Origin of the sequence: Sulfuricystis thermophila (genome assembly GCF_004323595.1) — a bacterium.
Classification (GTDB): Bacteria; Pseudomonadota; Gammaproteobacteria; order Burkholderiales; family Rhodocyclaceae; genus Sulfuricystis; species Sulfuricystis thermophila.
Map to the genome: position 1 here is coordinate 682,784 of NZ_AP019373.1, position 21,276 is coordinate 704,059.

Consider the following 21,276-nt stretch of genomic DNA (forward strand, 5'->3'; position numbering starts at 1 on the left):
GCTCATCATGCGCAGTTTATCCCTGCTGGTCCTGTTTCTGCTCGCCTTCAGCGGCGGTTGTGGCCTGCTGCCCGAACAGGTCGATGAGACGGCCGGCTGGTCGGCCAACAAGCTCTACGCCGAGGCAAAGAGCGCGATGGCCGACGGCGCCTATGACAAGGCCGTCAAGTATTTCGAGAAGCTCGAAGCGCGCTATCCCTATGGCCGCTATGCGCAGCAGGCGCAGATCGAAACCGCCTATGCCTACTACAAGCAGGACGAGAAGGCGCTCGCCCTGGCGGCTTGCGACCGCTTCATCCGCCTGCATCCGAACCATCCCCATGTCGATTATGTGTATTACCTGAAGGGGCTGATCAATTTCAACGAGGACCTCGGTCTGCTCGGTCATGTCAGCATGCAGGATCCGAGCGAGCGCGATCCGAAGGCGGCGCAGGAATCCTTTGCGGCGTTCAAGGAGCTGGTCACCCGCTTTCCGGACAGCAAGTATGCCAAGGATGCTGCGTTGCGCATGGCATATCTGGTCAATGCGCTCGCCTCGCACGAGGTGCACGCCGCCCGTTACTACCTGAAACGCGGCGCCTATGTCGCCGCCGCCAACCGCGCCCAGTACGCGATCAAGACCTACCCCGACGCGCCGGCCATCGAGGAGGCGCTGTTCATCATGGTCAAGGCCTACGATGCGCTCGGCATGAACGATCTGCGCGACGATGCCGAACGCGTGATGAAGAAGAACTTCCCCGACAGCGAGTATTTCAAGCGCGGGCTCGACAAGCCCGAGCCGTGGTGGAAGCTCTGGTGAAACCTCCACTCAAATCAGTGAAACCCGGTTGGGCAGCTCGGCTCATGGCTCGCATTCGGGGGCCTCGTAAGGCTTGCGCCCGGGCCGCTCGCAACTCGCTTTGCTCGGACAAGCGGGCGGCTTTTCCGTGCGCTGCGCCAACGATGCCCGACGAATGCTCGCAAATCGCCTTGCCGCCCAGCCGGGTTTCATCTCTGGGCCAACACTTGCCGTCGTCTCAGCGCCGCTGCCGGCGCGCCTCGAAGAGACAAATCCCTGCCGCCACCGAGACGTTGAGACTCTCGACCGAGCCGTACATCGGAATCTTCGCCAGCTCGTCGCAGGTTTCGCGGGTGAGCCGCCGCAAGCCCTCGCCTTCGGCACCGAGTACCCAGGCGATTGGCTCCTTCTGGTCGATCGCGTAGAGGTCTTTTTCCGCCTCGCCGGCGGCGCCAATCGTCCAGATGCCGCGCTCTTTCAGTTCCCGCAGCGTGCGCGCGAGATTGGTGACGACGATGTAAGGCACGGTGTCGGCAGCACCCGAAGCGACTTTGATCGCCGTCGCGGATAGGCCGCAGGCGCGATCCTTCGGTGCGATCACCGCATGCGCGCCGGCCGCGTCGGCGACGCGCAAACATGCGCCCAGATTGTGCGGGTCGGTGATGCCGTCGAGCACCAAGAGCAGGGCCGGCTCGCTGAGTCCTTCCAGCACGTCGTCGACCGTCAGGTACTTCTGCTGCGCCGCGACCTTCGCCACCACGCCTTGATGGCGGGCGTGACCCGTCAGCGCGTCTAGGCGGCCGGTATCGACGGGATTGATGCGCACGCCGCATGCTTCGGCCTGCCGCACCAGATCGCGCATGCGCGCATCCTGCCGGCCTGCGGCGAGGTAGAGCTCGCGGATGCTCTCCGGCGCGTGCCTGAGCTTCGCGGTGACGGCATGGAAGCCGTAGATCAGGCGCGCGTCGTCAGCCATGCGCGATGACGCGGTATTGAGCGGTCATGCGATGGGTTTCACCGGGGGCCAGCGTGATCACGTCGTCGGCGGCATTCGCGGTCTCGACGCAGACCATGCGGTCTTCGCCTTGCCTGCCGAAGTCGCCCATCCTGGCGGCTTTTTCCTTGCCCGGATTCCAGACCACCGTCGAACGGCTGCCGGTGCTGGTGATCAGGATCGTACGCTTCCAGGCCGGGTCGATGATGCCGCAGCAGCCGGCCGTGTCGAGATAGATGCGATCGACTTCGCCGACGATGGTGACCCGACCCTGCTGCTTCTTGCGTTTGCCGCCATCGACCTTGTCGATGTAGCGGCAGCCTTCCAGCCCGGCGATCTCGATGCGGTGCACGTCGCCGACCGCGAAATAGGTATGCAAGGCCTGGCCGAGGGTGAAGGATGTACTGCCGGTGTTCGTCGTCGCCAGGCTGACGACGAGTTCCTGGCCGAGCGTGACGGTGAAGCGTACCGTCGAGGCATGGGGCCACTGGGCGCGGCAGGTTTCGTCGAGCTGCGGCTCGAAGACCAGCCGCACGCGGCGATCCGGCAGCCTGTGCGCTTCGAGCAACAGCCAGGGAATCGTGCGTGCGAAGCCATGGCCGGGGTAGCCGCTTTCCGTCGCATGCGGACCGAACCATGGCCAGCAGATCGGCACGCCGCCGCGGATCGATTTGCCCGGCGCGAACTTCGCGGCCTGCGACAGCCAGATGACGGGTTTCTGGCCCTTCGGTTGCCAAGTCATCACATGCGCGCCCTGCAGCGCGATGCGCGCCGCGGAAAACGGCGTGGTGACGTCGATGACGATGAATCCCGGCGCGATTTCGCTGAAACTCAGGAAATCGGCGGCGGCGAAGCGCAGTTGCAGTTCGGCGAGTCTGGTCATGATCATTCCTCCTTGCTTTGTAATTCTGCGAGGCTTTCGGCGACGATCTCGCGCACGTCGGGGTCGGGATCGTCGCGCCGGGCCTCGAGGTATTTGGTCGCCGCCGGACTGCCGGAGAGACCCAGCAGATGACAGGCATCGGCGCGCACGCGCGCATCGCCGTGGCCGGTCAGCATCCCCAATGCCGGGATCAGGGCCTGCAGAGGCGGCTTGCCGGCGTAACGTTCGAGCACGGCGCTGGCGCCGAAGCGCACGTTGAGATTCGCCGCCGGATTGGCGACGATCGGCAGTAGATCCGCCAGCGCCGAGGGAATGCGCTCGACGACGGCAAAGACGTCTTTGATGCGGCCTTCGAGCAGCCAGATCGCAAACTGCTCGGCGCGGTCACGCAAAGATGCGCGCAGCAGGGCGCGCGTCGCGTCGCTGGCGCTGGGGTAACCGAAATTCACTTTTCCTCCGCGAGCCGGAAATCGATCTTGTTCTGGTCGAGATCGACGCGCACGAGCTGCACGCGCACACGGTCGGCGAGCCGGTAGCGCATGCCCGTGCGTTCGCCGATCATCGCATGCTGCTTCTCGTCGAAATGGAAATAGTCGCGGCCGAGATCGGAGACATGCACCAGCCCTTCGACGAACACGGTATCGAGGGCGACGAAGATGCCGAAGGGCACCACCGCCGAGATGCTGCCGGTAAACACCTCACCGATCTTGTCCTGCATGTACCAGCACTTGAGCCAGCTCTCGACATCGCGCGTCGCTTCATCGGCGCGCCGCTCGGTGGCCGAGCAGGCCAGCCCCACGGCTTCCCAGTCGATGCTGTCGTAGCGCCGTCCTGCCAGCACCGCCTTGATGGCGCGGTGGATCAGCAGATCCGGATAGCGGCGGATCGGCGAGGTGAAGTGCGTGTAGCTCTCGTAGGCGAGACCGAAGTGGCCGACGTTCTCCGGGCTGTAGATCGCCTGCTTGAGCGAGCGCAACATCACCGTCTGCAACAGCTGCTTGTCGGGACGATCCTTGATCCGGTCGAGCAGTCGAGCGTAATCCTTCGCATGCGGCTCGTCGCCACCCCAGAGATGCAGGCCGAAGGTGGCGAGAAATTCGCGCAGCTTCTCCAGGCGTTCCGGCGTCGGCCCCTCGTGGATGCGATAGAGCGCCGGATGCTCGTGCGCCTCGAGGAATTCCGAGGCGCAGACGTTCGCGGCGAGCATGCACTCCTCGATGATGCGATGGGCATCGTTGCGCTCGTAAGGCTCGATGCGCAGGATCTTGCCGTGGTCGTCGAAGATCATCAGCGTTTCGAGCGTTTCGAAGTCGATCGCGCCGCGCTTCGTGCGCGCCTTCTGCAACACGCGATAGAGCGCGTCGAGGGCTTCGAGCTGCGGCAAAAGCTCCCCGATCTTCTGTCGCGCCGTCTTGTCTTTGTCATACAGCGCGGCGGCGACTTCGGTGTAGGTGAGCCGCGCGTGCGAGAACATCACCGCCGGGTAGAAGCGGTAGTGCTTGATCGCGCCGGTCGGCGAGATCGCCATGTCGCAGACCATGCACAGGCGTTCGACCTGCGGATTGAGCGAACACAGGCCGTTCGAGAGTTTTTCCGGCAGCATCGGGATCACGCGGCGCGGGAAATACACCGAGTTGCCGCGCGCCCGGGCTTCCGCATCGAGCGCGCTGCCATCCTGCACATAGTGCGAAACGTCGGCGATGGCGACGACGAGGCGAAAGCCCTTGCCCTGGCGTTCGCAATACACAGCATCGTCGAAATCCTTGGCCGTTTCGCCATCGATGGTGACGAGCGGCAGCTGTGTCAGGTCTTCGCGCCCCTTCCAGTCGCTCTTCCTCACCGTGTCCGGCAGCTTCTTCGCCTCAGAGAGCGCCTGCTTGGAAAACTCGAAAGGCAGCTCGTGCTTGCGCAGCGCGATCTCGATTTCCATGCCGGGGTCGGCGTAATTGCCGAGGATTTCGGTCACCCGGCCGATCGGCTGACGTTCCTTGGTCGGCTGTTCGACGATCTCGATCATCACCACCTGGCCGGGCTTGGGGCGCAGCGCTTTCCGGTCGCCCTTTTCCGGCGGCGCGATCAGGATGTCCTGGCTGATGCGCCGGTTTTCGGCGACGACGTAGAACACCCCGTGTTCCTCATGCACGCGGCCGACGAGGCGCTGGTTGGCGCGTTCGGTGACCTCGACGATCTTGCCCTCGGGGCGTCCCTTGCGATCGATGCCGACGATGCGGGCGATGACGTGATCGCCGTGCAGCACCTTGTTCATTTCCTTTTCCGGCAGGAACACGTCCGGCCCGCCGTCGTCGCGCACCAGAAAGCCGAAGCCGTCCGGGTGTCCCTGCACGCGGCCGCGCAGCAGATCGGCCTTGTCCGGGATCAGCCAGTCGTTGCGGCGGTTTTGTAACAGTTGCGCATCGCGCGCCATCGCGCCGAGGCGGCGCTGGAAGGCTTCGCGCTCATGCGCGGCGATGTCGAGCAGCTCGCACAGCCGGTCGAAGGAAACCGGCACACCCTGCTCGGCAAGCGTTTGCAGGATGTATTCGCGGCTCGGCAGCGGGTGTTCGTATTTGGCCTGCTCCCGTTCGAGAAACGGGTCGGCACGGCGGATGTGTGAGAGTTTGGCAGCGGAACGCTGGACGGGTTTTGACATTGGCGGTTTTTTCATTAGAATTCGCGGCTTCGCGCCTTGCCCAGGTGGCGGAATTGGTAGACGCACTAGTTTCAGGTACTAGCGGGTAACACCGTGGAGGTTCGAGTCCTCTCCTGGGCACCAGAGAATACAGGAAGCCGCCGGCCGGGAAAACCCGCTCCGGCGGCTTTTCTTTCCGAGAGCGCCTTGTCGGCGTGAGCCGCCGGGCAGCCGGCCTCGAGCGTTCGCATTTCATTGATCGTGAGTGGTACGAGCTCGGCGCTGCGGCGTCAATGGCTGGCGGCAAACTCGACTTCCAGCCCCGGCCAGACGGCTTTAAGCGCCGCCTTGAAATCGGCCTGGATGCGGGAAAGCGCTGCCTCGTCGTCCGCCTCGAAACGCAGCACGACGACCGGCGTGGTATTCGAAGCGCGCGCCAGACCGAAGCCGTCGGCATATTCGGCGCGCACGCCGTCGAGGGTGATCAACTCGCGGGCGTCCTTCAGCACGCGCTTCTCGAGCGCCGCTTCCTTCAGTTTGGCGATCAGCCGGTGCGGTTCGCCTTCCTTCATTTTCAGGTTGAGTTCCGGCGTCGACAGGGCATTCGGCAGGTGTTTCAGCGGCCAGTTGGCATCCGGCCAGCGGCTGACGATCTCCAGCAGCCGCGCGCCGGCGTAGAGGCCGTCGTCGAAGCCATACCAGCGCTCGTTGAAAAACATGTGGCCGCTCATCTCGCCAGCGAGCGGCGCGCCGGTTTCCTTGAGCTTGGCTTTGATCAGTGCATGACCGGTGTTCCACATCAGCGGCACGCCGCCCTGGAAGCGCACCGATTCGGCCACCCAGCGCGAGCATTTGACATCGAAGATGATCGTCGCGCCGGGATGGCGGCAGAGGATGTCGGCGGCGAACAGCATCAGCTGCCGATCCGGATAGATGATCTCGCCGTCCTTGGTGACGACGCCGAGGCGGTCGCCGTCGCCGTCGAAGGCGAGCCCGAGCTCCGCATCGGTGTCACGCAGCGTGCGCTGCACATCGCGCAGGTTCTCGGGCTTCGACGGGTCGGGATGATGATTCGGAAAGCGGCCATCGACCGTGCAGAAGAGTTCGATCACCTCGCAGCCCATGCGCCGGAACAGTTCGGGCGCGAGTTCTCCGGCGACGCCATTGCCGCAGTCGACGACGATCTTCATCGGTCGGGCGAGCTTGACATCCGAGACGATGCGCTCGAGATAGGCGGATTTGACGTCGGTGCGGCACAGCACGCCACGGCCGGTCGCAAAGTCGGCGCTGGCGATACGGCACCGCAAGGCCTGGATGCGCTCGTTGGCCAGCGTCTCGCCGCCCAGCACGATCTTGAAGCCGTTGTAGTCGGGCGGATTGTGACTGCCGGTGACCGAGACGCAGCTTTGCGTGCCGAGATGGTGGGCAGCGAAATAGGTCACCGGCGTGGGCACGCAGCCGATATCGACCGCATCGGTGCCGGTGCTGATGATGCCGTCGGCAAGCGCGGCAGCAAGCTCTGGGCCGGAGAGCCGGCCGTCGCGGCCGATGACGATCGCGCGCATTCCGGCATGACGCGCCTCGGTGCCGAGCGCCCGGCCGATGAGATGCGCCGTCTCGGCGGTGAGCGACTGGCCGACGATGCCGCGGATGTCATAGGCCTTGAAAATTTCGGGGGCGATGGTCATCGGATCTCCTGTCAGTGCAACACCTGCGGCGCATCGCCGATGCTGGAGGGTGGCACGGGCGAGGCGTGATGCACGATCATGCGCCAGCCCAATGCGCCCCGGACATAGACATTGGTGGCGACGACCGGTGCGGCGAGGTGTTTCTCGCCGACCACGGCGACCTGTTCGATGACGCTATGCACGGCGGTGAAGGGGCTGTGCAGCGTGGTGAGCGCCAAGAGCTGAACTTTGAGCCGCCGGCCGCCTTCGAAGATGTGACGCCAGCCTTCGCGCACCAGCGCATAGCCGGCGAGCCGCGGGCCGCCCGGATGCACGCAGACGATTTCTTCGTCTTCCGACCAGACGGCCATCATCGCGTCGAGATCGCCCCGCTCGAGCGCCTCGTAGAAGGCGGCCTCGGCTTCCTGGGGCGAGGTGAAGATCGGTTTCTTGGGCATCAGCGGTTCAATGCGGCGAGCACGTGTTCCGGTGAGATGTCTTCGAGGCAGCGCAGCGTGTCCGGCGGCGCGAGCGGGCATTCGCGCTCGAAGCACGGAGAGCACGGGAGCTTAAGGCTCAGGATTTTCGCATGGCGTGAGAGCGGCGGGGTATAGGTCGGGCTCGACGAGCCGTAGAGGGCGATGGTGGGCCGGTCGAGCGCCGCGGCGACGTGCATCAGGCCGGAATCGTTGGTAACGACGGCGCGCGCGCTGGCGATGAGGTCGATCGCTTGTTCGAGCGTGGTGCGGCCGCACAGATCGAGCGCAGTCCCTTGGGACAAACGGGCGATCTCGGCGCCGATCGGCGCATCCTTCTTTGAGCCGATGAGCCAGACTGCCGTTCCGTCAGCGCCGATTTTCTGCGCGAGGGCGGCGAAATGGTGCGCCGGCCAGCGCTTGGCCGGGCCGTATTCCGCGCCGGGACAGAAGACGATGGGATGAGCATCGAGCGGCAGGCCGAGCGCCTCGCGCGCCTGACGTTGCTGTTCCGGCGTCGAGACCAGGCGGGGTTCGGGCGTGGGAGCGGGGAATTCACCGGCCAGCGCCGCATAACGGTCGACGAGCCGCGGCAGCGTGCTGTTCGGCAAGCGTCGGTTGAGCAGGATGAAGCGGGCTTCCCCGCTGTAGCCGATGCGTTGTGGAATTTTGGCGAAGAAGGGAACGAGGGCAGACTTCCATGAGTTCGGCAGCACATAGGCGGCGGCATAGTCGGCGGCTTGGAGACGGCGCCCCAGGGCCTTTCTGCCCGCCCAGTCGAAGGCGCCATGCGGGAAGGGGTTTTCGATCACCGCAGCGACTTCCGGCATGCGCCCAAGCAGCGGCGCGCTCCAGGCCGGCGCCAAGACGTGGATCTCGGCCGCCGGATCGCGTGCCTTGAGCCGCATCAAGAGCGGCTGCATCATGATCGTGTCGCCGATCCAGGACGGCGCGACGATGAGGATCTTCAGTGATGCCCCTTCGGTTTCTCGCCTGTGAAGCGGTAGGTCGTGCCGCAGTAGGGGCAGGTCGCCGTGCCCGTTTTCAGCACGTCGAGATAGATGCGCGGATGGCGCGCCCACAGCGGCGCGCCCGGACGCGGGCAGGCGAGCGGCAGGTCATGCGCGGTGACGGCGACCTCGCGGGTCTTTTCGTCCAATACGGCGCTCATTTCTCGTCTCCAGGAGCAATCAAACCGGGGTGAGCCAGTCGGCATGGGCCGGCACGCGGCCGGCGACCACGTCGAAGAACAGGCGCTGGATCTTTTCGGTGATCGGGCCGCGGCGGCCGGCGCCGATGGTGCGGCCGTCGAGCTCGCGGATCGGCGTGACTTCGGCGGCCGTGCCGGTGAAGAAGGCTTCATCGGCGATGTAGATGTCGTCGCGCGTCAGGCGCTTCGAGACGACCGTGTAGCCGAGTTCCTGGGCGAGCGTGTGGATCGTCGCACGGGTGATGCCGATCAGGGCGGAAGCGATCTCGGGTTCGAAGATCTGGCCGTTCTTGACGACGAACAGGTTTTCACCCGGGCCTTCGGCGACGAAGCCGTCGACGTCGAGCAGCAGCGCTTCGTCATAGCCGTGTTCGGTCGCCTCGACGTTGGCGAGGATCGAATTGGCATAGGTGCCGGAATACTTGGCGCGGCACATCGAGACATTGACGTGATGGCGCGCGTAGGAAGAGGTCTTGACGCGGATGCCTTTCTCCAGGCCTTCTTCGCCGAGATAGGCGCCCCAGGGCCAGGCGGCGATGGCGACATGCACCTTGGCGCCGATCGGCGAGACGCCCATCTTCTCGGAGCCATAGAAGGCGATCGGCCGGATGTAGGCGGATTCGAGCCCGTTGGCACGCACGACTTCCTTCTGCGCCGCCATCAGCGTTTCCTTGTCATAGGGCATCGGCATGCGGTAGATGTGCGCCGAATCGAACAGCCGGTCGGTATGCTCCTTGAGCTTGAAGATGGCCGTGCCATTGACGGTCTTGTAGGCGCGCACGCCTTCGAAGACGGCGAGGCCGTAGTGCAGGGAATGGGTCAGCACGTGCGTGGTGGCTTCGCGCCAGGGCACGAGTTTGCCGTCGTACCAGATGAAGCCGTCGCGGTCTGCCATGGACATGGTCGATCTCCGGAATGTTCAAACGATCCGTAATTCTAACTTGGCCGCTAGAATGAGGCACATGAATCGCATCTGGAAACCCAATGTCACCGTCGCCGCGCTGATGGAACGGGAGGGCCGCTTTCTGCTCGTCGAGGAGGAGACGGCGGAGGGCTTGCGCTTCAACCAGCCCGCCGGTCATCTCGACGAAGGCGAGTCGCTGATCGAAGCCTGCACGCGCGAGGCGCTGGAGGAGACCGCCCATGCCTTCACGCCGACCGCGCTGGTCGGCGTCTATCAATGGCCGCGTCCGCAGGGCGACATCACCTATCTGCGCTTTGCCTTCGCGGGAGAAGTCGGCGCTCGCGATGCGGCACGACCGCTCGACACCGGCATCCTGCGCGCCGTCTGGATGACCGTGGAGGAAATCGAAGCCTGCCAGGACCGGCACCGCAGCCCGCTGGTGCTGCAATGCATCCGGGATTATCTGGCCGGCAGGCGTTACCCGCTCGAGCTGATTCATCACTATGGCTAAAGTCATCGTCGGCATGTCGGGCGGCGTCGATTCCTCGGTTGCCGCGCTGCTTTTGCAGCGTCAGGGCCATGAGGTGATCGGCCTGTTCATGAAGAACTGGGAAGACGACGACAGCGAAGAATACTGCTCGTCGCGCCAGGACCTGATCGACGCCACCGCCGCGGCCGACGTGATCGGCATCGAGCTCGAGGCGGTCAACTTCGCGGCCGAGTATCGGGAGCGTGTCTTCGCCAATTTCCTCGCCGAATATCAGGCCGGCCGCACGCCGAATCCCGACGTGCTGTGCAATTCGGAAATCAAGTTCAGGGCCTTTCTCGACCACGCCCTGAAGCTGGGCGCCGACTACATCGCCACCGGCCACTATGCCCAGGTGCGCGAATTCCTCGGCGAGTATCAGCTCTTGAAGGCCGAGGATGGCACCAAGGATCAGAGCTACTTCCTTTATCGCTTGAACCAACAGCAGCTGGCCAAGACCTTGTTTCCGCTGGGCGGCCTCTACAAGCGCGAAGTGCGCGAGATCGCGCGCCAGGCGGGGCTGGCCAACTACGCTAAGAAGGATTCCACTGGCATCTGCTTCATCGGCGAGCGGCGCTTCCGCGAGTTCCTCGCCCGCTATCTGCCCAAGACGCCGGGCGAGATTCGCCGCCTCGACGATGATCGTGTCGTCGGCGAGCATCAAGGGGTCGCGTATTACACGCTCGGCCAGCGCGAAGGTCTGGGCATCGGCGGGGTCAAGGACGCGGCCGAGGAACCCTGGTTCGTCGCGGCGAAGGATCGCGAGCGAAACATCCTCTATGTCGTGCAGGGCCACGACCATCCCGCGCTGCTCTCGAACCGCCTGATCGCCGGCGAGCTGTCCTGGGTCTCCGGGCGCGCACCGCATACCCACTGGGTCTATTCCGCGAAGACGCGTTATCGGATGCCCGATGCGCCCTGCGAGGTCGAGCGTGTCGACAGCGAACGATGCGAAGTGGTGTTCGCCGCGCCGCAGTGGGCGGTGACGCCGGGGCAGTCGGTGGTGCTCTACGAGTCGAACGTCTGCCTGGGCGGCGGGATCATCCTGTAGGCGCAGTCTCGGCAAACGACGGCCGCTGCATCAGCTTGTCGTAGTGTTTCGCCAGATTCGGATATTGGCTGCGCCAGTCGAGATCGGGAAAGCGGAATGACAGGTAGCCGAGCAGGCTGCCCAGTGCGACGTCGGCCAGCGTGATGGCGGTGCCATGACACCAGGCTTGCTCGCCGAGATCGCGCGCGCAGGCGGCGAGGGAGAAGTCGATCACCTTGCGCTGCCGCTCGATCCAGCTGGCGCTGCTCTCGCCTTCCGGACGGCGGCTTTCCATCACCGCAGCGACGGCGGCATCGAGCGTGCCGTCACAGAGGGCTTCCCAACGCCGGATCAGCGTGCGTTCGCGGCCGGGCGGCGGCAGCAGACGATTGTTTGGCGCCAGGTTGTCGAGATATTCGACGATCACGCGCGAATCGAACAGGCTGCTGCCATCGTCGAGCAGCAGCACCGGGATGCGGCACAGCGGATTGTGCGGCGCCAACCCGCTGCCATCGGGGCCGCCATTGTCGATGACGAATTCGCAGTCGATCTTTTTTTCCGCGAGCACGATGCGCGTCTTGCGGACATACGGGCTGGAGAGCGATCCAAGCAGTTTCATGGGCTGAGGATGTCGAGGCAATGCGTCGAATCGTATCATTCCGCGAGCCGTTTCACGCAATCGCAGATGCTATGCGCTGATAAAATTGCGCAATCAACCGCCGCCCGATACCCTGACCGCTCATGCCTTGCCAAATGAATCCAATCGACGTCGCCGATGCCCATACTGCCGCGCTGCATGCCCTGACGGCGCTTTCCCCGCTCGATGGCCGCTATGCCGCCAAGGTCGAACCCTTGCGCACCCATTTCTCCGAATTCGGCCTGATCAAGAACCGCATCAAGGTCGAAATCGAATGGCTCAAGGCCCTGGCCGCCAATCCTGCCATCGAGGAAGTGCCTCCCTTTTCCGCGGCGACGCTCGCCGAGCTCGATCTGGTCGCTTCCGGTTTTGCGGTCAGCGATGCCGAGGCGGTGAAAAAGATCGAGGCGGTCACCAACCACGACGTCAAGGCAGTCGAATACTGGCTCAAGGAGCGGTTCCGCGACAACGCGGAAGTGATGAAAGTTGCCGAGTTCATCCACTTCGGCTGCACCTCGGAGGACATCAACAACACCTCGCATGCGCTGATGCTCAACGATGCGCGCCGCGACATTCTGTTGCCCGGGCTGGATCGGGTGATCGAGCGCTTCCGCGAGCTCGCCCATGCGCTGGCCGAGCTGCCGATGCTCTCGCGTACCCACGGGCAGCCGGCTTCCCCGACCACACTCGGCAAGGAGATGGCCAACATCGCCGCGCGGCTGATGCGTGCCAGGGAACGCATCGCCAGCGTGCGGATGATGGCCAAATTCAACGGTGCGGTCGGCAACTACAACGCCCATCTGGCCGCCTATCCCCACCTCGACTGGGAAGCGATCGCACGCGATTTCATCGAGTCGCTCGGCCTCGAATTCAACCCTTACACGATCCAGATCGAACCGCACGACGCGATGGCGGAACTCTTCGACGCGATCGCGCGCTGCAATACGATCCTGATCGACGCCGACCGCGACATCTGGCAATACATTTCGCTCGGTTACTTCAAGCAGAAGACCAAGGCCGGCGAAGTGGGCTCCTCGACGATGCCGCACAAGGTGAACCCGATCGACTTCGAGAATTCCGAAGGCAATCTCGGCCTGGCCAACGCGATCCTGCGTCATCTCGCGGAAAAACTGCCGATCTCGCGGCTGCAGCGCGATCTCACCGATTCCACCGTGCTGCGCAACATGGGTGTGGCGTTCGGCTATGTGGTGCTGGCGCACGATTCGACACTGCGTGGCTTGGCCAAGCTCGAAGCCAATCCGCAGCGCCTCGAGGAAGACCTCGATGCCTGCTGGGAAGTGCTCGCGGAACCCGTGCAGACGGTGATGCGCCGCTATGGCGTGCCCAATCCCTATGAGCAGCTCAAAGAGCTGACGCGCGGCAAGGGCATCGAGCCGGAGGCGCTGGCAGCCTTCATCGACGGGCTGGCGATCCCCGATGCCGAGAAGGCGCGGCTCAAAAAGATGACACCGGCGAGCTACATCGGCAAGGCCGCCGAGCTGGCGAAGAGGATTTGAATGGCCTTTGCCGACAACCTGAAGCAGCTGCCGAAGGTTTCGCATCTGGCGGCGCTGCAGCTCTTCGACCGGCAAGGTAACCTCGTCGCCACGATCGAGAACAAGCCGGGCCAGAGCGGTTCGCTGGCGGTCTATAACCATCTCGCGCAGCTCTATGGCGCGATCACGCCCGAAGCGGCGAAGAAGGGGCTGGAGCTCTACGCCGAGCACGCCGAGGATGCACGCGTCCATCCAGGCAAGCATCCGAACATCGACCGTTTGGTGACGCTTGTCACAGAGGGCGGCCAGCTGCGTGTCAAGCAGGTGTTCGCCACGGGCGAATGACATACAATCATCCCGCCGTTACAACCACCACAGGAGAGATCGTATGAAAATGAAAACACTCGTCACCGGCATGGCGCTGGCCGCCATTGCCGCCTCCGCCACTGCCCAGGTCGTCGGTAAGATGGAAGACCAGATCCGCTGGCGGCAGTCGGCCTATCACACGATGGCCTGGAGCATGGCGCGCATCAAGGCCAATGTCGAAGGCACGTTCAACAAGGAGCAGGTGATCGAGGCCGCCAACGTGATCCAGGCGATCGCCAACTCGAAGATGGGCGCGCTCTACCAGCCGGGCTCGGACAAGGGTAAGGGCTGGAAGGAAACCCGCCTCAAGTCCGAGTTCTTCGGTAGTCCGGAACTGGGCAAGATCGCCCAGAACTTCGGTCAGCAGGCCAACGAGATGGCCAAGGTGGCGTCTACTGGCGATGCCGCGGCGGTCAAGGCCCAGTTCGGCAAGCTGGGCGAAGCCTGCAAGGCTTGCCATGACAAGTTCAGAAAGGACGAAGACTGAGAGGGCGTGATTTCTTCGCCCCAGCGGCCGCCTGCGGGCGGCCGTTTTGTTTGGTGCCGTCCTCGCAGCGCCGACTTTCAAAAGTCTGGGGCAGTTTGTCCGGCGGGCGCTGTGGTTGGTGGCGGCAGCCAGACCCCAGATGCCGCCCAGACGGCAGCCAAGGCAATCAGCAGCCCGACGATGAAAGCGGCGATGCCGCCGCCCCTTGCCGATTCGCCGGATTGGCCTTCGGCCCAGCCGGTGAGCATGGGTTTGACGAGGTTTTGTTGCTTCACCCGGGCGTAGAAAACGATCGCGCCGATGTGCAATGTGACCAAGAACAGCAGCCCTTTTTCGAGCAGTTGATGGATGCCTGTGAGGCGGGTGGATAGCGCGCTGCCGACCAGCGGGTAGAGATAGCCCTCGAAGGCGATGTCGTCGTTGGCAAACAGGCCGGTGCCTGCCTGCAAGGCAAGGCAGCCGAGCAGGGCGAGCACGGAGAGCGCGCCCAACGGGTTGTGCCCGAGTCCCTGCCACTTTCCCGCGAGATAGGCGCGAATCGCCACCGGTCCACGCACGAAAGTGGCAAAGCGCGCATAGGTAGAGCCGACAAAGCCCCAGACGATGCGAAACACGACGAGGCCGAGGATGGCGAGCCCCAGGCGGCCGTGCCAGACCATCCAGCCGCCGCCGATCTTCGCGGTGACGAAGGCGGCGACGACGCAGATCACCAGCAGCCAGTGGAACAGCCGTGTCGGTAGGTCCCAGACATAGGCCCTCATGCCGTCAGACGCAGGCGCCATCTTCGGTCATTCCCGCCGGCTTTTCCTTCTTCGGCTTGACGAACTGTTCGCGCGTCACGCCGAGCCACATCACCAGGGGGCTGGCGACCAGCACCGATGAGTAGATGCCGAACAGGATGCCGATGGTCAGCGCCAGCGCGAAGTAGTGCAGCGCCGGGCCGCCGAAGATCAGCATCGAGGTGACCATCATCTGCGTCGAGCCGTGGGTGATGATCGTCCGCGAGATGGTGCTGGTGATCGCATGGTTGATGACTTCGGGCGTCGTCAGGCCGCGCTGCTTCTTGAAGGTTTCGCGCACGCGGTCGAAGACCACCACCGATTCATTCACCGAGTAACCGAGCACGGCAAGCACCGCGGCCAGCACCGGCAGCGAGAATTCCCATTGGAAGAAGGCGAAGAAGCCGAGGATGATCACCACGTCGTGCAGATTGGCGATGATCGCCGAGACGGCGAAGCGCCACTCGAAGCGGAACGCGAGATAGACGACGATGCCGATCACGACCAGCATCAGGGCCATTGCCCCATCCTCGGCGAGCTCCTTGCCGACCTGGGGACCGACGAACTCGACACGCTTGATGGTTGGCGAGTCACCCAGCGCATCGAGGCTCGTCTTGACACGTTCGCTGACTTTGGCGCTTTCGCCGGCCTTCAAGGGCACGCGGATCAGCACGTCGCGTGCGGAACCGAAGTTGATCACCTGGGTATCGGTGAAGCCGTCGGCTTCGAGCCGCTGGCGAATCTTGTCGAGGTCGGGGGGCTGGGTATAGCCCACCTCGACCAGCGTGCCGCCGGTGAATTCGATCGACAGATGCAGGCCCTTGGTGGCGAGGAAGAACACCGCCAGCACGAAGGTGATCAACGAGATGATGTTGAACACCAGCGCATGGCGCATGAAGGGGATGTCTTTCTTGATGCGGAAGAATTCCATGCGCGTTTCCCCTTACTTGGTTTCGATGCCCGGTTTCCAGACCTGGCCGATGCTAATGGAATCGAGCTTCCTGCGCCCGCCGTAGATCCAGTTGACCAGCGCGCGCGAGACCACCACCGAGCTGAAGATCGAGGTCAGGATGCCGAGACAGTGCACCACGGCAAAGCCGCGCACCGGGCCGGAGCCGAAGATCAGGAGCGCGACGCCGGCGATCAGCGTGGTGATGTTCGAGTCGAGAATCGTGCCCCAGGCGCGTTCATAACCGGCGGCGATCGCGGCATGCGGCGTGACGCCATTCCTGAGTTCCTCGCGGATGCGCTCGTTGATCAGTACGTTGGCGTCGATCGCCATACCGAGCGTCAGCGCCACCGCGGCGATGCCGGGCAGGGTCAGCGTGGCCTGCAGGAGCGAGAGCAGGGCGACCAGGAACAGCAGGTTGGCGGTCAGCGCGATCACCGAGACCAGGCCGAGCAGGTGGTAGTAGGCGATCATGAATGCGGCGATCGCGAGGAAGCCCCACAGCGTGGAGTGCATGCCTTTGGCGATGTTGTCGGCGCCCAAGGAGGGGCCGATGGTGCGCTCTTCGACGATCTCCATCGGCGCGGCGAGCGACCCGGCACGCAGCAGCAGTGCGACGTCACTCGCCTCGGTCGTCGTCATGCGGCCGGAAATCTGCACCCGGCCGCCGCCGATCTCGGAGCGGATCACCGGCGCGGTGACGACTTCGCCCTTGCCCTTCTCGATCAGCAGGATCGCCATGCGCTTGCCGACGTTCTCACGCGTCACGTCCTTGAAGATGCGCGCACCGGCGGCATCGAGGGTGAGGTGCACCGCAGGTTCATGGGTCTGGGAATCGAAGCCGGCCTGGGCATCGGTGAGACGGTCGCCGGTGAGCACGACCTGCTTTTTCACCAGCAGGCCGCGGCCACCGCGCTCGATGTAGTAATCGGTGCCCGCCGGCGGCTGGCCCTGGGCAGCCAGCTCCATGACGGCCGGGTTGGCGCTGGCTTCGTCGTCCACCATGCGGATTTCCAGCGTCGCGGTGCGGCCGAGGATGTCTTTCGCCTTGGCGGTGTCCTGCACACCCGGCAGCTGGACGACGATGCGATCCGCGCCCTGCTGCTGGATCACCGGTTCGGCCACGCCGAGTTCGTTGATGCGGTTGGCGAGCGTGGTGATGTTCTGCTTGATGGCGAATTCCTGGATGCGCTTTTGCGCCGCCGGCTTCAGGGTCGCCACCAGCTTGAAGTCGGCGCCTTCCTGCGCGTCGATGATGTCGAGATCGGGTTGGTTGTCGGCGATCACCGCGCGCGCCTTGTCGCGCGTCTCGGCATCGCGGAAGCGGATCACCAGTTGATTGCCTTCACGCGCGATGCCGCCGTGGCGGAGGGACTTGTCGCGCAGCAGGGTGCGCAAATCGGCGCCGAGCGAGTCGAGCCGCTTGGTGATCGCGCCTTTCATATCCACCTGCAGCAGGAAATGTACACCGCCGCGCAGATCGAGGCCCAGATACATCGGCAGCGCGTGGATCGCGGTCAGCCAGTCCGGCGAGGCCGAGAGGAGATTCAAGGCCACGCTGTAGGAAGCATCGGCAGGATCGGGATTGAGCGCCTTTTCGATCGCATCCTTGGCCTTGAGCTGCGTTTCGGTATCCTTGAGGCGGACACGGATGCTGTGCTGGTCGGCGAACACCCCGGTCGGCTGGATGCCGGATGCGGCAAGGATCTCTTCGATGCGGCCCTGCAGTTTCTGATCGACCTTGATCGTTGCCTTGACGCTGGAAACCTGCACGGCCGGCACTTCGCCATAGAAGTTCGGCAGCGTGTAGAGCAGGCCGAAGATCAACGCCACGATGACGATGGCGTTTTTCCAGAGGGGGTATTTGTTCATCAGAGTGTCTTGAGCGTGCCCTTGGGCAACAGCGCGGCGACGGCTTGCTTCTGGATCTGCACTTCGACCGGGGCATCCTTCAACGAGGCGACTTCGATCGCGACGTAGTTTTCGCCCACCTTGGTGATCTTGCCGACGATGCCGCCCTGGGTCACCACCTCGTCGCCCTTGGCGAGCTCGCTGATCAGCTTCTGGTGCTCTTTGGCCTTCTTCATCTGCGGCCGGATCATCAGGAACCACAGCACGATGAACATCAGGATGATCGGGGCCAGCCCCATCAACCCGCCGGTCGGGTCCTGGGCAGCGCCTTGCGCGGCTTGGGCATAAGCATTGGCAATCAGCATGTTTGAATCACTCCTTTGAAATGAGGGGGATTATACGCATCCGCTGTTCCGCTCTGCGGCGAAACGGTGGGCAAAGCTCGCCAGGCTGCCGGTGGCGATCGCCTCGCGCAGCTCGCACATCAAGGTCTGGTAGTAGTGGAGGTTGTGGATCGTGTTGAGCCGTGCACCGAGGATCTCATGGCAACGATGCAGATGGTGCAGATAGGCGCGGCTGAAATGGCGACAGCAATAGCAGTCGCAGGTCTCATCGAGCGGCCGCGTGTCGTTCTTGTAGCGCGCATTCTTGATGCGGATGTCGCCAAAGCGCGTGAACAAATGGCCGTTCCTCGCGTTCCGCGTCGGCAGCACGCAGTCGAACATGTCGATGCCCTGACCGACGGCAAAGACGATGTCTTCGGGTGTGCCCACGCCCATGAGATATCGCGGTTTGTCGGCGGGCAGGCGCGGCGCCGTATGGGCCAGGATGCGCGCGAAATCCTCCTTCGGCTCGCCGACCGACAGACCACCGATCGCCATGCCATCGAAGCCGATTTCCAGCAGCCCGGCGAGCGATTCGTCCCGTAGGCTCTCGAACATGCCGCCCTGAACGATGCCGAACAGGGCATTGGTGTTGCCAAGCCTATCGTGCTCGGCGCGCGAACGGCGCGCCCAGCGCAAGGAAAGGCGCATCGATTCGGCGGCCTGCTGCATGTCGGCCGGGTAGGGCGTGCATTCGTCGAAGATCATCACGATGTCGGAATTCAGCACGTGCTGGATCTGCATCGAATCCTCGGGGCGCATGAAGAGCCGGCTGCCGTCGATCGGCGAGGCGAACTTGACGCCCTCCTCGGTAATCTTGCGCAATTCGCCCAAGGAGAACACCTGGAAGCCGCCCGAGTCGGTGAGGATCGGTCGTTTCCAGCCCATGAAGCGGTGCAGTCCCCGATGGGTGCGGATCACCTCGAGCCCCGGCCGCAGCCAGAGATGGAAGGTGTTGCCGAGCACGATCTGCGCGCCGATCTCGACGAGCTCGTTCGGCGCCATCGCCTTGACGCTGCCATAGGTGCCCACTGGCATGAACACCGGCGTCTCCACGGTGCCGTGGGCGAGCGTCAAACGCCCGCGGCGGGCGAGGCCGTCGGTGGCGAGGAGGTCAAATTTCATCGTGACGGTCGATCAGCATCGCATCGCCATAGCTGAAGAAACGGTAGCCATGGGCGATCGCGTGACGGTAGGCGGCGCGGATTGCCGCCATGCCGCCGAAAGCCGAGACGAGCATCAAGAGCGTCGATCTCGGCAGGTGGAAATTGGTGATCAGCCGGTCGACGACACGGAAACGGAAGCCCGGCGTGATGAACAGTGCCGTCTCGCCAGCGCCGACTTTCAGCCGGCCATTGGCGTCCAGCGCGGATTCGAGCGTGCGCAACGTCGTCGTGCCGACGGCGACGATGCGCCCGCCGCGCGCCTGAGTCGCGAGGATCGCATCCACGGTCGCCTGCGGCACGTGATAGCGCTCGCTGTGCATCTTGTGCGCGCTGATGTCGTGGACGCGCACTGGCTGGAAGGTGCCGGCGCCGACATGCAGCGTGACATGCGCGATGCCAATGCCGCGCGCGCGCAGGTGTTCTAGGAGCGGCGCATCGAAATGCAATCCGGCGGTCGGCGCGGCGACCGAGCCGTGCTCGCGGGCATAGACGGTCTGGTAACGCTCTTCATCCGGGTCCGCCGCCGCGCGTTCGATATAAGGCGGCAGGGGCAGCCGGCCGTGCCGTTCGATCAGTTCCACCGCATCGCCCGGCAAGCGCAGGCGGTAGAACTCGCCCTCGCGACCCAGCACCTCGACTTCGAACGCCTCTTCCAGATGCAGTCGGCCACCCGTCTTGGGCGGCTTGCTGGCGCGCACTTGCGCGAGCACTTCATCCTCGGCCAAGACGCGCTCGATGAGCACCTCGACCTGCCCGCCCGTCGCCTTGCGCCCGAACAGGCGGGCATGCAGCACCCGGGTGTCATTCATCACCAGGAGATCGCCGGGGGCGAGCAGTTCCGGCAAATCGCGGAACTGACGATCCTCGATGGCTTTGCCGTGTAGCCACAGCAGCCGGCTCGCGCTGCGCTCGGGTAAAGGCGCCTGGGCGATCAGTTCGGGCGGCAGCGGGTAATCGAAATCGTCGAGAGTGAGGGGCATCGGTTGCGGGAAGTCTGGGTTTTGCGGATAATGCACGCACTTCGAGTGGCGGCGCAGCATTCTACGTTGCGCGGCTTCGAATGGCCGAGATGGCGGAATCGGTAGACGCAGCGGACTCACAACCGGCATCGCCGGTTCAGGCTAACGTGAGCAAAGCGAACGTTAAGCGCGGCGTGAGCCGCGCGGCCGAAGCCAAAATCCGCGGCGGATTTTGAACGATAAAATGAAAGTCCATCTTTGCCGAGATGGCGGAATCGGTAGACGCAGCGGACTCAAAATCCGCCGGTGGTGACACTGTGAGGGTTCGAGTCCCTCTCTCGGCACCAAAAATAATGCTTTTCAAGGGAATAAGCTTTAGGTAAGCTGGCACGGTTTTTCAAACCGCACATCAACCCACACAAACACGAGGAGCATGCCCATGAACAAATCCGAACTGATCGAAGCCACCGCGAAAGCCGCCGACATTTCCAAGGCTGCAGCCGACCGTGCCCTGTCCGCCGCCATCAATGCCGTCGTCAAGGCGGTTGCCAAAGGCGAGACCGTCACCCTCGTCGGTTTCGGCACCTTCAAACCGGCCAAACGCGCTGCGCGTACTGGCAAGAACCCGAAGACGGGCGCTCCGTTGAAGATTCCCGCCACGACGGTGCCGAAGTTCACCGCGGGCGCCAGCTTCAAGGCCGCCGTTGCAGGCAAGAAGGCCGCAAAGAAGAAGTAATCGCCAGATTTCGAAATGCAAAAAGGCCAGCCCGCGGGCTGGCCTTTTTGCTGCTGCGCCTCGTGCGAGGCGCAGCGACCGAAGAATTACTTCTTCTCTTCGGCGGGCTTGGCGGCGTCGGCCGGAGCGGCAGCCGGGGCAGCACCTTCGGCGGGCTTGGCGGCATCGGCCGGAGCGGCGGCAGGCGCAGCGCCTTCGGCGGGCTTGGCGGCGTCAGCCGGAGCCGGGGCGGGTGCCGGAGCAGCGGCCGGAGCCGGAGCAGGCGCGGGGGCCGGGGCAGGCGGAGCTTCAGTCTTGCCGCAGGCGGCCAGGGCCAGAGCAGTCAGGGTAACGAGGAGGAGAGATTTATTCATGGTGGTTTCCTTTTAGT

24 protein-coding genes and 2 tRNA genes are annotated in these 21,276 nt (G+C 64.0%); 9 read left to right on the top strand and 17 right to left on the bottom strand.

Annotated features, from left to right (window positions below; all coding sequences use genetic code 11):
- The first annotated feature begins 7 nt into the window (after positions 1–7).
- Positions 8–799 carry an outer membrane protein assembly factor BamD gene (locus M52SOB_RS03510; RefSeq protein WP_131110595.1) on the top strand — a complete coding sequence of 264 codons (792 nt, stop codon included), beginning with the start codon at positions 8–10 and terminating at the stop codon, positions 797–799.
- A 217-nt stretch (positions 800–1,016) separates the two neighbouring features.
- Here M52SOB_RS03510 and rlmB read toward each other — a convergent pair whose 3' ends face one another.
- From rlmB to rnr, 4 genes are read right to left on the bottom strand one after another with little or no spacing between them, the layout of a single operon-like run.
- A complete protein-coding gene (gene rlmB, locus M52SOB_RS03515; protein ID WP_131110596.1) occupies positions 1,017–1,754 on the bottom strand; it encodes a 23S rRNA (guanosine(2251)-2'-O)-methyltransferase RlmB in 738 nt (245 codons plus the stop codon).
- Positions 1,747–2,655, bottom strand: a complete 909-nt coding sequence (locus M52SOB_RS03520; RefSeq protein WP_131110597.1) for a D-hexose-6-phosphate mutarotase — start codon at positions 2,653–2,655, stop codon at positions 1,747–1,749. Before M52SOB_RS03520 ends, rlmB begins: the two co-directional genes overlap by 8 nt.
- A gap of 2 nt (positions 2,656–2,657) precedes the next feature.
- On the bottom strand, positions 2,658–3,104 hold the full coding sequence (locus M52SOB_RS03525) for a HEAT repeat domain-containing protein (RefSeq protein ID WP_131110598.1): 447 nt from the start codon (positions 3,102–3,104) through the stop codon (positions 2,658–2,660).
- A complete protein-coding gene (gene rnr, locus M52SOB_RS03530) occupies positions 3,101–5,305 on the bottom strand; it encodes a ribonuclease R (protein ID WP_131110599.1) in 2,205 nt (734 codons plus the stop codon). Before rnr ends, M52SOB_RS03525 begins: the two co-directional genes overlap by 4 nt.
- 38 nt (positions 5,306–5,343) lie before the next feature.
- Between rnr and M52SOB_RS03535 the strand changes: the two genes are divergently transcribed.
- Positions 5,344–5,428: transfer RNA gene (locus M52SOB_RS03535), tRNA-Leu, on the top strand.
- A gap of 146 nt (positions 5,429–5,574) precedes the next feature.
- On the opposite strand, the gene M52SOB_RS03540 is transcribed toward M52SOB_RS03535, so the two are convergent.
- The 5 genes from M52SOB_RS03540 to M52SOB_RS03560 are packed head-to-tail and all read right to left on the bottom strand — an operon-like array spanning position 5,575 to position 9,538.
- Entirely contained in the window at positions 5,575–6,972 is a 1,398-nt protein-coding gene (locus M52SOB_RS03540; protein WP_131110600.1) for a phosphomannomutase/phosphoglucomutase, read from the bottom strand.
- An 11-nt stretch (positions 6,973–6,983) separates the two neighbouring features.
- On the bottom strand, positions 6,984–7,409 hold the full coding sequence (locus M52SOB_RS03545; protein ID WP_131110601.1) for a YybH family protein: 426 nt from the start codon (positions 7,407–7,409) through the stop codon (positions 6,984–6,986).
- Positions 7,409–8,455: a lipopolysaccharide heptosyltransferase II gene (gene waaF / locus M52SOB_RS03550; RefSeq protein WP_348542207.1), complete on the bottom strand. Its 1,047-nt coding sequence runs from the start codon at positions 8,453–8,455 to the stop codon at positions 7,409–7,411. The genes M52SOB_RS03545 and waaF overlap by 1 nt, the downstream gene beginning before the upstream one ends.
- Positions 8,395–8,598 carry a zinc-finger domain-containing protein gene (locus tag M52SOB_RS03555; protein ID WP_131110602.1) on the bottom strand — a complete coding sequence of 68 codons (204 nt, stop codon included), beginning with the start codon at positions 8,596–8,598 and terminating at the stop codon, positions 8,395–8,397. Before M52SOB_RS03555 ends, waaF begins: the two co-directional genes overlap by 61 nt.
- Before the next feature lie 19 nt (positions 8,599–8,617).
- The gene (locus M52SOB_RS03560; protein WP_131110603.1) at positions 8,618–9,538 is read right to left on the bottom strand and encodes a branched-chain amino acid transaminase; all 921 of its coding nucleotides are present in this window, start codon (positions 9,536–9,538) and stop codon (positions 8,618–8,620) included.
- Between the two features lie 61 nt (positions 9,539–9,599).
- Here M52SOB_RS03560 and M52SOB_RS03565 point away from each other — a divergent pair, with 61 nt between their 5' ends.
- Together M52SOB_RS03565 and mnmA are read left to right on the top strand one after the other, a co-directional pair.
- Positions 9,600–10,052: an NUDIX hydrolase gene (locus tag M52SOB_RS03565; RefSeq protein WP_131110604.1), complete on the top strand. Its 453-nt coding sequence runs from the start codon at positions 9,600–9,602 to the stop codon at positions 10,050–10,052.
- Positions 10,045–11,118, top strand: coding sequence for a tRNA 2-thiouridine(34) synthase MnmA (mnmA, locus tag M52SOB_RS03570; protein WP_131110605.1), 1,074 nt, complete (start codon positions 10,045–10,047; stop codon positions 11,116–11,118). Before M52SOB_RS03565 ends, mnmA begins: the two co-directional genes overlap by 8 nt.
- Here mnmA and M52SOB_RS03575 read toward each other — a convergent pair.
- The gene (locus M52SOB_RS03575) at positions 11,108–11,716 is read right to left on the bottom strand and encodes a glutathione S-transferase N-terminal domain-containing protein (protein WP_131110606.1); all 609 of its coding nucleotides are present in this window, start codon (positions 11,714–11,716) and stop codon (positions 11,108–11,110) included. The genes mnmA and M52SOB_RS03575 overlap by 11 nt on opposite strands.
- A gap of 134 nt (positions 11,717–11,850) precedes the next feature.
- On the opposite strand from M52SOB_RS03575, the gene purB reads away from it, so the two are divergent.
- From purB to M52SOB_RS03590, 3 genes are read left to right on the top strand one after another with little or no spacing between them, the layout of a single operon-like run.
- Complete coding sequence (gene purB, locus M52SOB_RS03580) at positions 11,851–13,251, top strand: adenylosuccinate lyase (protein ID WP_131110607.1); 1,401 nt, start codon at positions 11,851–11,853, stop codon at positions 13,249–13,251.
- The gene (locus M52SOB_RS03585; RefSeq protein ID WP_131110608.1) at positions 13,252–13,575 is read left to right on the top strand and encodes a DUF2322 family protein; all 324 of its coding nucleotides are present in this window, start codon (positions 13,252–13,254) and stop codon (positions 13,573–13,575) included. It abuts the gene before it with no gap.
- Between the two features lie 43 nt (positions 13,576–13,618).
- A complete protein-coding gene (locus M52SOB_RS03590) occupies positions 13,619–14,083 on the top strand; it encodes a c-type cytochrome (RefSeq protein ID WP_131110609.1) in 465 nt (154 codons plus the stop codon).
- A gap of 77 nt (positions 14,084–14,160) precedes the next feature.
- On the opposite strand, the gene M52SOB_RS03595 is transcribed toward M52SOB_RS03590, so the two are convergent.
- Genes M52SOB_RS03595 through queA form a run of 6 tightly spaced genes read right to left on the bottom strand, consistent with a single transcriptional unit; the run spans position 14,161 to position 20,191 of the window.
- Positions 14,161–14,865 carry a cytochrome b/b6 domain-containing protein gene (locus tag M52SOB_RS03595; protein WP_284155182.1) on the bottom strand — a complete coding sequence of 235 codons (705 nt, stop codon included), beginning with the start codon at positions 14,863–14,865 and terminating at the stop codon, positions 14,161–14,163.
- Positions 14,849–15,793, bottom strand: a complete 945-nt coding sequence (gene secF, locus M52SOB_RS03600) for a protein translocase subunit SecF (protein WP_131110610.1) — start codon at positions 15,791–15,793, stop codon at positions 14,849–14,851. The genes M52SOB_RS03595 and secF overlap by 17 nt, the downstream gene beginning before the upstream one ends.
- 12 nt (positions 15,794–15,805) lie before the next feature.
- A complete protein-coding gene (gene secD / locus M52SOB_RS03605; protein ID WP_131110611.1) occupies positions 15,806–17,683 on the bottom strand; it encodes a protein translocase subunit SecD in 1,878 nt (625 codons plus the stop codon).
- Positions 17,683–18,027 carry a preprotein translocase subunit YajC gene (yajC, locus tag M52SOB_RS03610; protein WP_131110612.1) on the bottom strand — a complete coding sequence of 115 codons (345 nt, stop codon included), beginning with the start codon at positions 18,025–18,027 and terminating at the stop codon, positions 17,683–17,685. The genes secD and yajC overlap by 1 nt, the downstream gene beginning before the upstream one ends.
- Before the next feature lie 30 nt (positions 18,028–18,057).
- A complete protein-coding gene (gene tgt / locus M52SOB_RS03615; protein WP_131110613.1) occupies positions 18,058–19,170 on the bottom strand; it encodes a tRNA guanosine(34) transglycosylase Tgt in 1,113 nt (370 codons plus the stop codon).
- On the bottom strand, positions 19,160–20,191 hold the full coding sequence (gene queA, locus M52SOB_RS03620; RefSeq protein ID WP_131110614.1) for a tRNA preQ1(34) S-adenosylmethionine ribosyltransferase-isomerase QueA: 1,032 nt from the start codon (positions 20,189–20,191) through the stop codon (positions 19,160–19,162). The genes tgt and queA overlap by 11 nt, the downstream gene beginning before the upstream one ends.
- A gap of 239 nt (positions 20,192–20,430) precedes the next feature.
- Here queA and M52SOB_RS03625 point away from each other — a divergent pair.
- Together M52SOB_RS03625 and M52SOB_RS03630 are read left to right on the top strand one after the other, a co-directional pair.
- A tRNA-Leu gene (locus tag M52SOB_RS03625) sits at positions 20,431–20,517 on the top strand.
- Between the two features lie 92 nt (positions 20,518–20,609).
- Entirely contained in the window at positions 20,610–20,906 is a 297-nt protein-coding gene (locus tag M52SOB_RS03630; RefSeq protein WP_131110615.1) for an HU family DNA-binding protein, read from the top strand.
- Positions 20,907–20,992: 86 nt separating this feature from the next.
- On the opposite strand, the gene M52SOB_RS03635 is transcribed toward M52SOB_RS03630, so the two are convergent.
- Positions 20,993–21,259 (bottom strand): hypothetical protein, encoded by a 267-nt coding sequence (locus tag M52SOB_RS03635; RefSeq protein ID WP_131110616.1) that lies wholly within the window; start codon positions 21,257–21,259, stop codon positions 20,993–20,995.
- Positions 21,260–21,276 lie beyond the last annotated feature (17 nt).

Excerpts from the sequence above, each read along its gene's own strand:
- M52SOB_RS03545 (WP_131110601.1), bottom strand. The coding sequence starts at position 7,409 with ATGCCCAAGAAACCGATCTTCACCTCGCCCCAGGAAGCCGAGGCCGCC.
- M52SOB_RS03540 (WP_131110600.1), bottom strand. The coding sequence starts at position 6,972 with ATGACCATCGCCCCCGAAATTTTCAAGGCCTATGACATCCGCGGCATC.
- rlmB (WP_131110596.1), bottom strand. The coding sequence starts at position 1,754 with ATGGCTGACGACGCGCGCCTGATCTACGGCTTCCATGCCGTCACCGCG.
- M52SOB_RS03590 (WP_131110609.1), top strand. The coding sequence starts at position 13,619 with ATGAAAATGAAAACACTCGTCACCGGCATGGCGCTGGCCGCCATTGCC.
- M52SOB_RS03520 (WP_131110597.1), bottom strand. The coding sequence starts at position 2,655 with ATGACCAGACTCGCCGAACTGCAACTGCGCTTCGCCGCCGCCGATTTC.
- M52SOB_RS03630 (WP_131110615.1), top strand. The coding sequence starts at position 20,610 with ATGAACAAATCCGAACTGATCGAAGCCACCGCGAAAGCCGCCGACATT.
- M52SOB_RS03555 (WP_131110602.1), bottom strand. The coding sequence starts at position 8,598 with ATGAGCGCCGTATTGGACGAAAAGACCCGCGAGGTCGCCGTCACCGCG.
- M52SOB_RS03560 (WP_131110603.1), bottom strand. The coding sequence starts at position 9,538 with ATGTCCATGGCAGACCGCGACGGCTTCATCTGGTACGACGGCAAACTC.
- M52SOB_RS03510 (WP_131110595.1), top strand. The coding sequence starts at position 8 with ATGCGCAGTTTATCCCTGCTGGTCCTGTTTCTGCTCGCCTTCAGCGGC.
- yajC (WP_131110612.1), bottom strand. The coding sequence starts at position 18,027 with ATGCTGATTGCCAATGCTTATGCCCAAGCCGCGCAAGGCGCTGCCCAG.
- queA (WP_131110614.1), bottom strand. The coding sequence starts at position 20,191 with ATGCCCCTCACTCTCGACGATTTCGATTACCCGCTGCCGCCCGAACTG.
- tgt (WP_131110613.1), bottom strand. The coding sequence starts at position 19,170 with ATGAAATTTGACCTCCTCGCCACCGACGGCCTCGCCCGCCGCGGGCGT.
- M52SOB_RS03575 (WP_131110606.1), bottom strand. The coding sequence starts at position 11,716 with ATGAAACTGCTTGGATCGCTCTCCAGCCCGTATGTCCGCAAGACGCGC.
- purB (WP_131110607.1), top strand. The coding sequence starts at position 11,851 with ATGAATCCAATCGACGTCGCCGATGCCCATACTGCCGCGCTGCATGCC.
- M52SOB_RS03595 (WP_284155182.1), bottom strand. The coding sequence starts at position 14,865 with ATGGCGCCTGCGTCTGACGGCATGAGGGCCTATGTCTGGGACCTACCG.
- M52SOB_RS03585 (WP_131110608.1), top strand. The coding sequence starts at position 13,252 with ATGGCCTTTGCCGACAACCTGAAGCAGCTGCCGAAGGTTTCGCATCTG.
- secF (WP_131110610.1), bottom strand. The coding sequence starts at position 15,793 with ATGGAATTCTTCCGCATCAAGAAAGACATCCCCTTCATGCGCCATGCG.
- mnmA (WP_131110605.1), top strand. The coding sequence starts at position 10,045 with ATGGCTAAAGTCATCGTCGGCATGTCGGGCGGCGTCGATTCCTCGGTT.
- rnr (WP_131110599.1), bottom strand. The coding sequence starts at position 5,305 with ATGTCAAAACCCGTCCAGCGTTCCGCTGCCAAACTCTCACACATCCGC.
- M52SOB_RS03635 (WP_131110616.1), bottom strand. The coding sequence starts at position 21,259 with ATGAATAAATCTCTCCTCCTCGTTACCCTGACTGCTCTGGCCCTGGCC.
- M52SOB_RS03565 (WP_131110604.1), top strand. The coding sequence starts at position 9,600 with ATGAATCGCATCTGGAAACCCAATGTCACCGTCGCCGCGCTGATGGAA.
- secD (WP_131110611.1), bottom strand. The coding sequence starts at position 17,683 with ATGAACAAATACCCCCTCTGGAAAAACGCCATCGTCATCGTGGCGTTG.